The organism is candidate division WOR-3 bacterium, assembly GCA_039804165.1.
Lineage (GTDB): Bacteria > Hydrothermota > UBA3072 > UBA3072 > UBA3072 > JAFGHJ01.
Window position 1 is genome coordinate 31128 of record JBDRZZ010000005.1, and the last position, 14892, is coordinate 46019.

The 14892-nt window shown below is 34.9% G+C and carries 10 protein-coding genes and 2 tRNA genes; 11 read left to right on the plus strand and 1 reads right to left on the minus strand.

The genetic code is table 11. The features are described 5' to 3' along the window. Positions 1-207 precede the first annotated feature (207 nt). On the minus strand, positions 208-1092 hold the full coding sequence (locus tag ABIN61_03320; GenBank protein ID MEO0293238.1) for an ROK family protein: 885 nt from the start codon (positions 1090-1092) through the stop codon (positions 208-210). Positions 1093-1397: 305 nt separating this feature from the next. Here ABIN61_03320 and ABIN61_03325 point away from each other — a divergent pair, with 305 nt between their 5' ends. The 11 genes from ABIN61_03325 to ABIN61_03375 all read left to right on the plus strand — a co-directional run bounded on the left by ABIN61_03325 (position 1398) and on the right by ABIN61_03375 (position 14878). Then, a complete protein-coding gene (locus ABIN61_03325) occupies positions 1398-3845 on the plus strand; it encodes a glycosyl hydrolase family 65 protein (GenBank protein MEO0293239.1) in 2448 nt (815 codons plus the stop codon). Next, positions 3845-5656, plus strand: coding sequence for a sodium:solute symporter family protein (locus ABIN61_03330; GenBank protein MEO0293240.1), 1812 nt, complete (start codon positions 3845-3847; stop codon positions 5654-5656). The genes ABIN61_03325 and ABIN61_03330 overlap by 1 nt, the downstream gene beginning before the upstream one ends. Before the next feature lie 65 nt (positions 5657-5721). Next, positions 5722-7131: an MFS transporter gene (locus tag ABIN61_03335; protein ID MEO0293241.1), complete on the plus strand. Its 1410-nt coding sequence runs from the start codon at positions 5722-5724 to the stop codon at positions 7129-7131. Positions 7132-7142: 11 nt separating this feature from the next. Beyond that, positions 7143-8141 (plus strand): glycoside hydrolase family 130 protein, encoded by a 999-nt coding sequence (locus ABIN61_03340; GenBank protein MEO0293242.1) that lies wholly within the window; start codon positions 7143-7145, stop codon positions 8139-8141. 1 nt (position 8142) lies between these two features. Beyond that, positions 8143-10539: a glycosyl hydrolase family 65 protein gene (locus ABIN61_03345; protein ID MEO0293243.1), complete on the plus strand. Its 2397-nt coding sequence runs from the start codon at positions 8143-8145 to the stop codon at positions 10537-10539. Between the two features lie 3 nt (positions 10540-10542). Continuing rightward, on the plus strand, positions 10543-11754 hold the full coding sequence (locus ABIN61_03350; GenBank protein MEO0293244.1) for an AGE family epimerase/isomerase: 1212 nt from the start codon (positions 10543-10545) through the stop codon (positions 11752-11754). Positions 11755-11770: 16 nt separating this feature from the next. Next, entirely contained in the window at positions 11771-12973 is a 1203-nt protein-coding gene (locus ABIN61_03355) for a glycoside hydrolase family 27 protein (GenBank protein MEO0293245.1), read from the plus strand. 48 nt (positions 12974-13021) lie between these two features. Beyond that, the gene (locus ABIN61_03360) at positions 13022-14119 is read left to right on the plus strand and encodes an ATP-binding protein (protein MEO0293246.1); all 1098 of its coding nucleotides are present in this window, start codon (positions 13022-13024) and stop codon (positions 14117-14119) included. Then, positions 14091-14660 carry a nitroreductase family protein gene (locus ABIN61_03365; GenBank protein MEO0293247.1) on the plus strand — a complete coding sequence of 190 codons (570 nt, stop codon included), beginning with the start codon at positions 14091-14093 and terminating at the stop codon, positions 14658-14660. Before ABIN61_03360 ends, ABIN61_03365 begins: the two co-directional genes overlap by 29 nt. Before the next feature lie 66 nt (positions 14661-14726). Beyond that, positions 14727-14798, plus strand: a tRNA-Gly gene (locus tag ABIN61_03370). Positions 14799-14806: 8 nt separating this feature from the next. Continuing rightward, positions 14807-14878: transfer RNA gene (locus ABIN61_03375), tRNA-Cys, on the plus strand. Positions 14879-14892: the final 14 nt, after the last annotated feature.

The following is a 14892-nucleotide window of genomic DNA, read 5'->3' on the forward strand; positions in this document are numbered from 1 at the left end:
ATTTAGAAAAAGTCAACAGTTTAATTTTTTCTAACTTTTTTATATTTAAAATATAGGAAAATTAGTCCAACAAAAAGATGTTTCAAGGTTTATGAATCTAATTCTGAATTCAAGATGGGATTTATATTCTATTCAAGTTAAAGGGCTAATTCCAAAATAAAATCCGCCTTTTAATCCTAATATTTTAAGAATAAGAAGAGAGGGTTATTATTCAGAGGTTTTGTGCTTTAAGAGAGCCCAATTGGCGGACCCAATAATTCCTGCTTTATCTTGTAATTTTGCAATTTTTATTTTAACTTTTTTAAAGCTAAGGGACTCCAAAGATTGATTTTTTTTGATTAATTTTAAGATCATATTTCCTGCTTTTGCTATACCTCCTCCTATTATAACTAAATCTGGGTCTAAGGCTTTAACAATGTTATTAATTCCAACTCCAAGATAGAAGCCAAAATCATTTACTACCTTTAAGGCTATTGTTTTTCTTTTTCTTGCTTCATCAAAGATTTCTTTAACACTTTTCTCTTTTCCTGAAAGGACTTTATAACGATTAGATATGGCATAGCCTCCAACAAAAGCTTCAAGACAACCTTTGTTTCCACACCGACATTCAGGACCCTCTAAGTCAATTATCATGTGCCCAAATTCTGAGGCGAACCCTTGAGTTCCTTTATATACTTTTTTATCTATCACGATGGCTCCACCGACTCCTGTCCCAAGAGTTAAACCCACAACAATTTTGGCATTTTTTCCATTTCCAGCTAGGACTTCTCCAAAGATGTAAGCATTGGCATCATTGAACACATAAACAGGGAATTTTGTTTTCTTTCTTAGATATTCTTGTAGTTCAAACCCGTAGATAGAGGATAAACTTGTTACATTGTATACTTTTCCATCCTCAATGAATCCAGGGAATCCAACACCAATTACAGAAAAATGGAAGGAATTATAACTTTTAATTATATCTACCAACTCTTCTAAAATTTTTTCTTGATTAGAAGGAAGAGTTTTAAATTCCTTTACTTTATTTTTTAAAACAAGCCCTGTTTTTATGTTCGTGGATCCAACATCTATTCCTAAAGCTAATTCTTTCAATTTTTGATATCCTCCTCTTTGGTTTGATTTATTTTTATGATGTTTGATTGAGTTCCTAATTCTTGTTTTTAAAAATATCTTTTTTTTGTGTTTTGTCAATATGGCGAAAAACCTAAGAGCCTATAAGTCAAATAGATATCCCAAATAAAAAATAGAAAAGTTTAACTAATTTGTTTTCCTTTTCCTTATTATAATTTAAGGTTTTGTATTATTTCTATTATTGTAAGCTACTGAAATTTAATTGTTTATTTACTCTTGACAAATAGAAAAAGTTTATTATATATTCTCCGAAAAGAGGAGAATTTGTGAAATTTGGATATTTCGATGATGAGAATAGAGAGTATGTAATTACAACTCCAAAAGTTCCTTATCCCTGGATAAATTATCTTGGATATGATAATTTTTTCTCTTTGATTTCCAATACAGGTGGGGGATATAGTTTTTATAAAGATGCGAGACTTAGGAGGATAACTCGGTATCGTTATAACAATATTCCTTTAGATGAGGGTGGAAAATATTTTTATATAAATGAAAATGGGGATGTTTGGTGCCCAGGGTGGAGGCCTGTTAAGGTTAGTTTGGATAAATATGAATGTCATCATGGTCTTGGTTATACAAAAATTATTGGGAGAAGAAATGGACTTGAAGCGGAAGTTTTGTATACCGTTCCATTAGGGTTTGATGGGGAGGTTGAATGGGTTCACTTAGTAAATAAATCAAATTATAAGAAAAAATTTAAACTTTTCTCTTTTGTTGAGTTTTGTCTCTGGAACGCCTTGGATGATATGACAAATTTCCAAAGGAACTTTTCAACTGGAGAAGTGGAGATTAAAGGTTCGGTCATTTATCACAAAACTGAATATAGAGAAAGAAGAAATCATTTTGCTTTTTATTCGGTAAATTCAGAGATAGAAGGTTATGACACGCAATTAGAAGATTTTCTTGGACTTTATAATGGGCTTTCTTCTCCAGTAGCAGTTTTTGAAGGTAAGCCAAGAAATTCAGAAGCTCATGGTTGGCAACCTATTGCTTCTCATTGTATTGGAGTGGAACTTTTACCTGGAGAAGCAAAAGATTACATATTTATTCTTGGTTATGTGGAAAATTCTCCTGAGGAGAAATGGGAAAGTCCAGGAGTTATTAACAAAAAGAAAGCTGAAGAGATGATAAATAAAATAAAGACAAAAGAGGATGTAGAAAGAGAATTATCTTCTATAAAGAAGTTTTGGGATGAGCTTCTTTCAGTTTATGAACTTGAACATCCGGATGAGAAACTTGTAAGGATGGTAAATATTTGGAATCCCTATCAGTGTATAATAACATATCATATGGCAAGAAGTGCTTCGTATTTTGAATCTGGTATTGGAAGAGGAATTGGTTTTAGAGATTCAAATCAGGATCAATTGGGTTGTATACATCAAATACCTGAGAAATCAAAACAGAGGATTCTTGATCTTGCTGCAACTCAGAAAGAGGATGGTAGTGCTTATCATCAATATCAACCTCTAACAAAGAGAGGAAACAATGAGATTGGAAGCAATTTCAACGATGATCCTCTTTGGCTCATAGCTTCTGTAGCTGCTTATATAAAAGAAACTGGAGATTATTCTATTTTAGAAGAGTCTGTTCCTTTTGATAATGACGAAAGTAAAAAAGGAAGTTTGTTTGAGCATATTAAAAGGTCCTTTTATCATGTTGTTAACAATTTGGGTCCTCATAATTTACCTTTAATAGGGAGAGCCGATTGGAATGATTGTCTCAATCTTAACTGTTTTTCAACAAATCCTGATGAAAGCTTCCAGACGACCACAAATAAAGAAGGGAAAGTAGCGGAGTCCATTTTAATTGCAGGGATGTTTGTTTATTATGGAAAAGAATTTAAAAAAATATGTGAGAATATTGGAGAAAAAGAAGAGGCTGAAAAAGCAGAAGAACATATAAATAGGATGATAGAAAATATAAAGAAGTATGGATGGGATGGAGAATGGTTTTTACGGGCTTATGATGATAATGGAAATAAAGTTGGAAGTAAGGAAAATGAGGAGGGTCAGATATTTATAGAACCTCAAGGGTTCTGTGTAATGGCAGAGATTGGTCTTGAAGATGGAAAGGCAATAAAAGCTTTAGATTCGGTGAAAGAAAGACTTGACTGTGAATATGGGATTGTTTTATTAAACCCTGCTTATACAAAATATTATTTGAATCTAGGTGAGGTTTCTTCTTATCCTCCTGGTTATAAAGAGAATGCCGCAGTTTTTTGTCATAATAACCCTTGGATTATGATTGCCGAGACTGTTTTAGGAAGAGGAGATAGAGCTTTTGAGTATTACAAAAAAATTGCTCCGGCTTATCTTGAGGATATAAGTGAAATTCATAAAACAGAGCCTTATGTTTACTCTCAGATGATTGCTGGGAAAGATGCTTATAAAAAAGGTGAAGCAAAGAATTCCTGGCTTACTGGAACTAGTGCTTGGAATTATGTAGCAATAACTCAGTATATTCTTGGGATAAGACCTGATTATGATGGTCTTATTGTTGACCCTTGTATTCCTTCTAATTGGGAAGGTTATAAAGTTAATAGAAAATTCAGAAATGCAACTTATCAGATTGAGGTTAAAAATCCTGAGAAGGTTTCTAAGGGAGTAAAAATTTTAAGAGTGGATGGAGAAAAGATTCAGGGAAATAAAGTTCCAGTTTTTGGGGATGGAAAAGTGCATAGAGTTGAAGTAATACTTGGAAGAAAGGAGGCATAATGAGTATTATTGATATAAGTATTATAATAGCTTATTGCGTTATTGTAGTTATTATTGGATTTGTCGTTAAGAAGTGGGCTTCGGAAGATATTAGATCTTATTTTCTTGGAGGAAATAAACTTCCATTTTATGTTTTAGGAGTTGCAAACGCTTCAGGTATGTTTGATGTAACAGGGACGATGATGTTGGTTACCTGGACTTTTATTTATGGTGTAAAAGGAGCGTTTTTGCCTTGGGTTTGGCCTGTATTTAATCAGGTTTTCTTAATGATTTATCTCTCTATGTGGTTGCGCCGGTCTAATGTTATAACAGGAGCGGAATGGATAAGGACAAGGTTTGGGCATGATCTTGGAGCAAAACTTGCTGATATAAGTGTGGTTGTTTTTGCTATTATCAGTGTTATTGGATTTCTTGCTTATGATTTTCAAGGGATAGGAAAATTTGGACAGATAATTCTTCCCTGGAAGCTTTCTGCAAATACTTATGCAATGATATTTATGGGTGTTGCAAGTATTTATACAATTATGGGTGGAATGCTTGCAGTCACAATAACTGACCTATTTCAGTATTTTCTTATGACAATTACCTCTATTGGAATCGCATTTATTGCGATTAAACATTCATCCCCTCTTCTTATAAAAAATTTAGTTCCTGATGGTTGGTTAAGTTTAAGATTTGGTTGGAGAAATCTTGGATTAGATTGGGCGAATTTAATTCCAGAGATAAATAACAAAATAGCGAGTGATGGTTTTTCTCTGGCTGGGATTGCCTTAATGATGATGCTTTTTAAAGGTTTTCTTGTAAGTGCAGCAGGACCTGCACCGAATTATGACATGCAAAGAATTCTTGCAACAAGAAATCCAAAGGAAGCTTCTTTAATGAGTTGGTTTGTCTCTGTTGTTCTTTATTTCCCGAGATATCTACTTGTCACTGGTATTTGTGTTTTGGGTCTTATTTATTTTAGCCCTCAACTAAAAGCGATGGGAAGTGGAGTGGATTTTGAGCAAATTCTTCCATATGTAATCCACAACTTTGTTCCTGTTGGTCTTTTAGGGCTTCTTCTTGCAGGACTTTTAGCAGCCTTTATGAGCACTTATGATGGAACGGTAAATTGTGGTGCTTCTTATATTGTTAATGATATTTATAGAAGATACATAAATCCAAAAGCTCCTGCTAAGAGATATGTTACGATAAGCTACATAAGTTCTTTTGTTATCATTGCTCTTGGGATTATTTTTGGAATTATGGGAAAATCAATTTACCAAATTACAATGTGGCTTGTGGCTGGTCTTTGGGGAGGGTATACAGCCCCAAATGTTCTTAAGTGGCATTGGTGGAGATTTAATGGTTATGGATACTTTTGGGGGATGATTTCTGGGATAGTTGCTGCTCTATTCTTGCCAATTCTTTTTGGGAATCCAGATGTTTTATTTGGGGTGCAATTTAATCTTGCTCTTTTCCCACTTATTCTCGTAATAAGCACGGTTGCTTCTATCTTAGGAACCCTTCTTACTGAGCCAGAGAAAGACGAGATTTTAATGGATTTCTACAAGAAGGTTCGTCCTTGGGGTCTTTGGAAACCTATTTATGAGAAAGTTAAGAAAGAAGATCCTAATTTTGAAAGGAATAAGAATTTCTTTAGAGATATGATAAATGTTATTGTGGGTATTATATGGCAGACAAATTTTGTATTAATTCCTATCTATCTTGTTTTAAGAGAATTCGTTCCTATGTATGTAAGTATTGGTTTGCTTATTGTAACCTCAATATTTTTGAAGTTCAACTGGTATGATAAACTGGAGAAAGAATAGAAGATAGAATTCAAGAATTGGGTTTTTGGGATGAGGGGTTTTGAAAAATTAAGAAGGAGGAATTTATGAAATCAGAAAATAGTTCTTTATCCATAAGAGAAAAAATTTGTTATGGTTTTGGAGACCTTGCCTCAGTTCTTTATTGGCAAACTTTTATGTTATATTTTACTTATTTCTACACAGACATTTTTCTTATCCCTGCTGCTTCTGCGGCTTATCTTTTTCTTTTGAGTAGAATCTGGGATGGAATAAACGATCCTATAATGGGAATGATTGCAGATCGGACAAAAACAAGATGGGGAAAATTCAGACCTTATTTACTTTGGATTGCTTTCCCTTTTGCTGTTGTGGGCGTTCTTACTTTTACTGTCCCTAATCTTGGCACTACTGGGAAACTAATCTGGGCCTATATAACTTTCAATCTTATCATGATGCTTTATACAGCGATTAATATACCTTACACAGCCTTACTTGGTGTTATCTCTCCTGATTCAAAGGAGAGGACTACAGTCTCTTCTGTGAAATTCATTTTTGCATTTTTGGCAGGAACAATAGTTTCTTTTACCTTGCTTCCAATGACAAAGGCTCTTGGTAAAGGTAATGACGCAAAAGGTTGGCAGTATTCTTTTATAATATATGGAATTGCAGCGATTATCTTCTTCCTCATTACTTTTGCTGGAACTAAAGAGAGAGTTCAGCCTCCTAAGACTCAAAAATCTTCTGTTAAGAAGGATATATTTGAATTAATCACGAATGGTCCATGGCTTATTCTTCTTGCAACAACAATAACTTTTATTCTTTTTGTTGCTGTTCGCAGTAGTGTTACAGTGCATTATTTTAAATATGTTATTGGGACAAGGGAAATTTTTATTCCGTTTTTAGGGAAAATAAAGTGTGATTTCAATAAGTTGGCTTCCTATTTTAATGGGGTTGGGCAAATTTCAGCACTTATTGGAGCTCTTTTGGTAAATTGGGTTGCAAAGCGAATTGGGAAAAAGAGAGCTTTTATTACACTATTCATTATCGCAATTTTTAGCACAGCAATCTTCTATTTTTTGACTCCTACACAAATTGCTTTAATTTTCCTTTTTCAGTTTACAGGTTCTATAAGTGGTGGTCCTCTAAGTGTTCTTCTTTGGGCAATGTATGCTGATACAGCAGATTATGCTGAATGGAAAAGAGGGAGGAGAACAACGGGTCTTGTATTTTCTGCTTCTACAATGTCTCAGAAAATTGGATGGGCTCTTGGGGCTTTTGTTGCTCTTCGCCTTATGTCTGGGGTTGGTTTCCAGCCTAATGTAGAGCAAACCCCAGAGAGTCTCAGAGGTTTACTCCTACTTTTTAGTTTAATTCCTGCTGGACTTGGGATTTTGTCTCTTCTAATTTTGTCGTTTATATACCCATTAAGTGACAAAAAAGTTGAACAAATTGGTATGGAGTTGAAAGAAAGAAGAAAGTTAACTGAGGAAGTATAAGGAGGGAGAGAATGGGTGTAAGAATAATTGGGAAATCTTTACCTAATATTCCTTGGCAAGATAAACCCAAGGGTTCTAAGGATGTTGTTTGGAGGTATGATAAAAATCCAGTTATTGGGAGAGAAGCCCTAAATGGTGCAAGAATTTTTAATAGTGCTGTAATTCCTTATAAAGAAGAATTTATTGGCGTTTTTAGGGTTGAGCATAGAAATGGTTATCCTAAATTGCATCTTGGTAAGAGTAAGGATGCGATTAAATGGAAGATCGAAGAAGAGCCAATAAAGTTCTTAAAAGAAGATGGTTCTTCGGCAAAGCCTATTCTTTATGGTTATGATCCGCGAGTTGTAGAAATTGAAGGCATCTATTATATAACTTGGTGTAATTATTTTTATGGACCAACAATAGGTATTGCCAAGACCGAGGATTTTAAGACTTTTATTCAGCTTGAAAACGCTTATCTTCCTTTCAATCGTAATGGGGTTTTATTTCCAAGAAGAATAAATGGGAATTTTGTAATGCTAAATCGTCCAAGTGATAATGGTCATACTCCTTTTGGAGATATTTTCTTAAGTCAAAGTCCAGATATGACATATTGGGGGAAACATAGGCTTGTAATGAGAGCTGGGCACTATTGGTGGAAGAATTTAAAAATTGGAGCAGGTCCTATTCCCATAGAGACAACAGAAGGTTGGTTGATGATTTACCATGGAGTTTGTCAAACCTGTAGTGGTTATATTTATAGTATGGGAGCAGCTCTCTTAGACATTGATGAACCTTATAAGGTTCTTGTTGATTGTGAAAACTTTTTGTTAACCCCGGAGGAGCCTTATGAAAGAGTTGGTTTTGTTCCGAGTGTTGTTTTTCCTTGTGCTACGCTTCATGATGCAGAAACAGGTAGAATAGCGATATTCTATGGGGCTGCAGATACCACTTGTGCGCTTGCTTTTACTAAAGTGGATGAACTTGTTGAATACATAAAAGCAAATCCTTCTAAGCCTTTGGATTGGTAAAATGCAGTTTGGTTATTTTGACGATAAGAATAAAGAATATGTTATAGAGCGCCCAGATACTCCAAAATCTTGGAGCAATTATCTTGGTTCTACTGAATATGGAGCGATAATAACGAACAATGCAGGAGGATATAGCTTTTTTAAATCCAGTGCTCAGGGTAGATTTATTAGATTGCGTTTTAATTCAATCCCAATGGATCAGCCGGGACGCTATATCTACATTCATGATTGTGAAAGTAAGGACTATTGGTCTAGTTCTTGGCAACCTGTGGGTAAGCCCCTTGAACTTTATAAATCTATCTGTAGGCATGGAACTGCTTATACGGTTATTTCCTCTGAATATTCAAAGATAAGAACTGAAACAACTTATTTTGTTCCTTTAGATCGTTATTTTGAATTTTGGCTTTTTAAGATTATAAATAAGGATTCTAAGAAACGTTCCTTAAGGTTATTTACTTTTGTAGAATACGCCAATAATTGGTTTGTGTGGCAGGATCTTATTAATCTCCAATATACCTTAGGTATTTTGAGTATGGAGGTTGTGGATAATATAATTGATCATGGGATTAATGTTCTTTTACCTGACGATACAAGAGGCGATTTTGAGAGTCACGATGGGAATAGACACACTTTTCTTGGGGTTAGTGGGGTAGAGGTAAGCGGGTATGACACTGATAGAGATATTTTTATTGGACCTTATCGTTCTTATCATAATCCTTTGGTTGTAGAAGAAGGAAGATGTAGAGGTTCTCTTGCAAAGGGAGATAATGGTTGTGGAACTTTGCAAATTGATCTTGATTTAGAACCAGAAGAAGAGAAGGAATTTGTTGTCATTATGGGAATTGGTAAGGCAAAAGTGGAAGGGAAACAGGCGATTTGTGAGTTTAAGGACATTAGGAAAGTGTATGAAGAGTTTGATAAACTAAAAAAATATTGGCATAGCCGTTTAGAAGGGATGAGTGCTCTAACACCTGATTCTGAATTCAATAGTATGATAAATATGTGGAATCCTTTTAATTGTCTTATTACTTATACCTGGTCGAGAGCTGCGAGCCTTGTTTATAGTGGAGAACGAGATGGCCTTGGATATAGGGATACAGTTCAAGATATTTTAGGAGTCTTACATTTAATTCCTGAAGAAGCAGGAAAGAGATTAGAACTTATGATAACAGGACAAGTTTCAACAGGTGGGGCGATGCCTCTTGTGAAACCTTGGTCCCATAGTCCAGGAAAAGAAAAACCGCCTTCTCCAAAAGAGTACCGTTCCGATGATTGTCTTTGGTTATTTAATACAATTCCTGCTTATGTTAAAGAAACAGGAGATATTTCTTTTTATGATAAAGTTCTTCCTTATGCAGATAAAGGAGAAGATACTGTTCTTGGTCATATGAAGAAAGCGATTCAATTTAACCTAAGCCATCTTGGTGTTCATGGACTACCTTGTGGTTTATATGCCGACTGGAATGATTGCTTGTCAGTTGGTTATGAAGGGGAATCGGTTTTTGTGGCATTTCAGGTTCGGTATGCTTTAAAAACATATATAGAAATTTGTGAAATGTTGAACAGAAAAGAAGAGGTAGCTTGGGCAGAATCTTACCTTAAAAAATTAGATGAAAATATTGGAAAATATGCTTGGGATGGAGAGTGGTTCATTAGGGCTTACAAAGATGATGGAATGAAAATTGGTTCAAAGGAGAATGAAGAAGGTCGGATTTGGCTAAATCCTCAATCTTGGGCAGTAATAAGTGGATATGCAACTAAAGAACAAAGCATAAAAGTGATGAAGGTTGTGAGAGAAAATCTTGCTACAGAGTATGGAATTATGCTTGTGGATCCGCCTTTTGAGAAGACTGACCATAGGGTTGTGAAAGCATCCCTTTTCAATAAAGGAATGAAAGAAAACTCTTCTATATTCTGTCATACTCAAGGCTGGGCAATAATGGCTGAAGCAATGCTTGGGAATGGAGAACAGGCTTACAAATATTATCGTGCTTATTTACCTGCGGCTTACAACGCAAAAGCTGAGATTAGGCAGATCGAACCTTATGTTTACTGTCAATATACTCACAGCAAATACAGTCCTCGTTATGGAGCTTCCCGTATACCTTGGTTGACTGGTTCGGCAGCTTGGGCTTATTATGTGGCTACTCAATACATTCTTGGGATTCAGCCGGATTACCATGGGCTTAGGATTGATCCTTGTATTCCTTCTTCTTGGAGAGAGTATAAAGTTAGAAGAAAATTTAGAAATAAGATTCTTGAAATCAAAGTGGAGAATAAAACTGGAGTCCAAAAAGGAGCAAAAAGAATCATAATTAATGGAGAGGAAATAGAAGGTAATTTCATTCCAATTGATAAGTTAAAGGAGAATAATACGGTTTTTGTAGAAATGGGATAGTGAATGGAACCTTCAACCTCTTTTGATACTTATTATAAAGAGATTGAGGGAGAATTAAGAACTAATATTCTTCCTTTTTGGGATAAGACAATTGATTTAGAAAATGGTGGATTTTTTGGAAGAATTTTGAATAATGGAGAGGTGAAAAAGAAATCTCCAAAAGCATCTGTTCTAAACACAAGAATTCTCTGGACATACTCTGCTGTATACAGAAAATTTAGAGAAAAAAGATATATGGAATTAGCCCAAAGAGCTTATAGTTATCTAAAGGATTTTTTTTATGATAAGGAAAAAGGAGGAATTTTTTGGCTTCTTGATTGCAAAGGTAATCCTATTGATACAAAGAAACAGATCTACGCTCAAGCTTTTTGTTTATATGCTCTAAGTGAATTTTATAAAATTTATAGAGAAAAAGAAGTTTTAGATTGGACAAGTGAGATTTTTGAGTTGATAGAGAAATATAGTTTTGACCCTGAATATTTGGGTTATTTTGAGGCTATGGATAGAAATTGGAATTGGATAGAAGATGTTAGATTAAGTGAAAAGGATCAAAATGAAAGAAAAACAACTAATACTCATCTTCATCTCTTAGAAGCATACACAAATTTTCTTGAGGTAAAAAAGGACGAAAGAGTAAAAACTCGATTAAAACAGTTAGTTCAAATTTTTCTTGATAAAATTATAGATCCAGCAACTGGACATTTTAATTTATTTTTTGATGAAAAATGGAATAAAAAGTCACAGGTTTTTTCCTATGGTCATGACATTGAAGGTAGTTGGTTAATTTGGAAAGCTTCTTCTTTATTAGGAGACGAATCTCTTAAGAGGAAAGTTAAGGAAGCTTCTTTAAGGCTTGCCGAGGCAACTTTAAGGGATGGGGTAGACTCTTCTGGTGGAGTAATGAACGAAGGGAATATAATGGGTGTTTTTGACTCTGATAAACACTGGTGGGTTCAAGCTGAAGCTATGGTAGGTTTCTTTAATGCATTTGAGTTGTCAGGGGATGATAAATTTTTTAATGCATCTTGGGATTCCTGGAATTTTATAAAAAAATATATTATAGATTATAAAAATGGAGAATGGTTCTTTAGAGTAAATAGAGAAGGGATCCCTTATTATGAAGAAGACAAAGTCGGACCTTGGAAATGTCCTTACCATAATTCAAGAGCTTGCTTAGAATTAATGGAAAGGTTGGGGCCTTTTAGAAACAATTAAGGGAGGAAGAATAAAAATGAAGAGATTTTTAAAAGAATTATTGTTGTTTGGAGTTTTTTTTCTTGGAGAAGGTTTAGTTGCTCTTGATGATGGGTTAGCTCGAACACCCCCTATGGGATGGAATAGCTGGAACAGTTTTCAGACAAACGTTAATGAAGAAGTAATAAAAGAGATTGTAGATGCTATGATAAGAACAGGAATGAGAGATGCTGGGTATGAATATATAATTATAGATGATGGTTGGGAGGCTATGGAAAGAGATAAAGAGGGAAAAATAGTTCCAGATCCAAAGAAATTCCCAAAAGGGATGAAAGCCTTGGGAGATTATATTCACTCTAAGGGATTTAAATTTGGGATTCATAATGATGCTGGAACAAGAACTTGTGCAGGTTATCCTGGTGGACGAGGGCATGAATTTTTGGATGCAAAGACTTATGCTTCTTGGGGCGTTGATTATTTAAAATATGATTGGTGTAATACAGGTTCAGCGAATGCAGAAGAAACTTATAAAACAATGAGGGATGCATTAAAAGCGACTGGTAGACCAATTATTTTTAGCATTTGCGAATGGGGAAGCAATAAACCTTGGTTGTGGGGTAAAGATGTTGGTCATTTATGGAGGACAACAGGAGATATAATGAATTGTTATGATTGCCAAGGAGTTTATTCTTTGGGGTGGAAGGTAATTTTGGATGAGCAGGTTGGTCTTGAGAAATATGCTGGACCTGGACACTGGAATGATCCCGATATGTTAGTGGTTGGAATGGAGGGTTTGAGCTTAGCTGAATCTAGGTCTCATTTCTCTTTATGGTGTATTTTGGCAGCTCCTCTAATAGCGAGTAATGATATAAGAAATATGTCTGAAGAGATTAGGCAAATTCTTACCAATAAAGAAGTCATTGCCATAGACCAGGATTCATTGGGAAAACAAGGTTATAAGATAATGGATCATCCTGGAAAGGAAATTTGGGTAAAGGAGCTTTCGGGAGGGGCCTGGGCTGTTTGTTTCCATAATACAGGAGAAGAACCTCTTAAAATGAAAATTATCTGGGGTCATCTCTGGATTTTAAGGGGTAAATACAATAAGTATAAAGTTAGAGATCTTTGGGAAAAGAAAGATTTAGGAATAATAGATCTTGAGAAGAAAGGAGATGAGTTTTATATAAAAGAGATTTCTCCTCATGATGTTTTGCTTTTAAAATTTACCCCCATTAAGTGAGTATTAGGAAGAGTTGACAAATTTCCTCTTTTTTGTTATTCTTAATTAATGGTTGATTTTCTTACAGAAATCTTTAAAGGGCTAGGGAAAGAAGAAACTCAAAAAGTTAAAGAATTATTTGAGGAAGTTACTTTTGAAGAAGATAGTCCAATAATTAAAGAGGGAGAGTTTGGAGGGGAAGTTTACATTCTGAAAGAGGGAAGAGCTTTGGTGACGAAAAAAGGCAAATTTCTTGCGGAATTACATCCAGGGGATATTTTTGGGGAAATGTCTCTCTTAGAAGAAAAAGTTCATTCAGCCACTGTTTTTTCAAGAGAAAAAGTGACTCTTCTAAGAGCGAATAAAGATAGTTTCTATAAACTTCTAACTATAAATCCTAAGATTTCGATTTATCTTCTTAAGATGCTTTCGAGTAGATTAAGATCCATTGACGAAGACATTGTAGAGAAAGCCCTACAGGAGGAAAGGCTTGCGGTTCTTGGTAAGCTTGGTTCTACAATAATTCATGATATAAAATCTCCTCTTGCTGCTATCAAAGCTTACGCAGAACTTTTGAAAGAGAAAGAGGATGATAGAGTTAGAAGATATGCTGAGTCAATTAATAAAGCAGCTAATTTTGCTCTTGAGATGATAGAAGATATTTTGGAGTTTGGGAGAGATAAAAGTTCTTTGGATGTAAGAAAAGTTAACATTTACGATTTCCTCAAAGAAGTTGTTGAACTATTTGGAGAAGATTATGATGGGAAGGAAATTGAGTTTAAAATCGAAGTTCCTTCTTATTTGAGTTTTGAATTTGATCCTTTTAAGTTGAAAAGAGTGTTTATAAATCTTCTGAAGAATGCAAAAGAGGCTATTAAGAATAAAGGAACAGTTGAAATTGGAGCAAAAGAGATAGGGGATGGGGTAGAGTTATATGTAAAAGATACAGGAGTCGGAATGCCTCCAAATATAAAGGATAGAATTTTTGAGCCATTTTTTACTTATGGGAAGAGAGGGATAGGTTTGGGTATGAGTGTTGTGAAAAAGATTGTTGACGAACATAATGGGAAAATAGAGGTTGAGAGTATAGAAGGGAAGGGAACAACATTTAAGATTTTTTTGTTTAAGGAGGAAAGGAATGATCAAAGAATTGATAGAGAAGAATAGAAGTTATCGGCGTTTCGAGAAGAATTTTAAAATTTCGAAAAAAACACTAATTGAATTAGTTGGGCTTGCAAGACTTGGGGCATCCGCTGCAAATCTTCAGCCTCTTAAGTATATTATTTCAAATACAAAAGAAAAGAATGAGAAAATCTTTTCCTGCACAAAATGGGCAACTTATTTAACGAATTGGGAAGGGCCTTCTCCAAGTGAGAGACCCTCAGCGTATATTCTAATTCTTGGTGATACTCAAATTACTTCTTCTTTCGGTTGTGATCATGGAATCGCGGCCCAGAATATTCTTCTTGGAGCTGTTGAAAAAGGATTAGGAGGATGCATTTTAGGAGCTCTTGATAGAAAAACCTTGCATAAGAATCTTAATATTCCTTCTCGTTATCAAATCTTACTTGCAATTGCTCTTGGTAAGCCGAAAGAAAAAGTTGTAATTGAAACCGCTAAAAATGGAAATATAAGATATTGGAGAGACAAAAAAGGTATTCATCACGTTCCCAAAAGATCTCTTAAGGAGTTAATTCTTGATTTGTAAAGTTTTTCCTCTCTATAAAGAGCTCTTGACAAAGGAATTCTTTCTTTTATATTATTTTTTAAATAAGCGGGAATAGCTCAGCGGTAGAGCGTCACCTTGCCAAGGTGAAAGTCGCGGGTTCAAATCCCGTTTCCCGCTTTTTATTTGGCGGCATAGCCAAGTGGAAAGGCAACGGTCTGCAAAACCGTTACACCCCGGTTCGAATCCGGGTGCCGCCTGAAAGAGAAAAGAT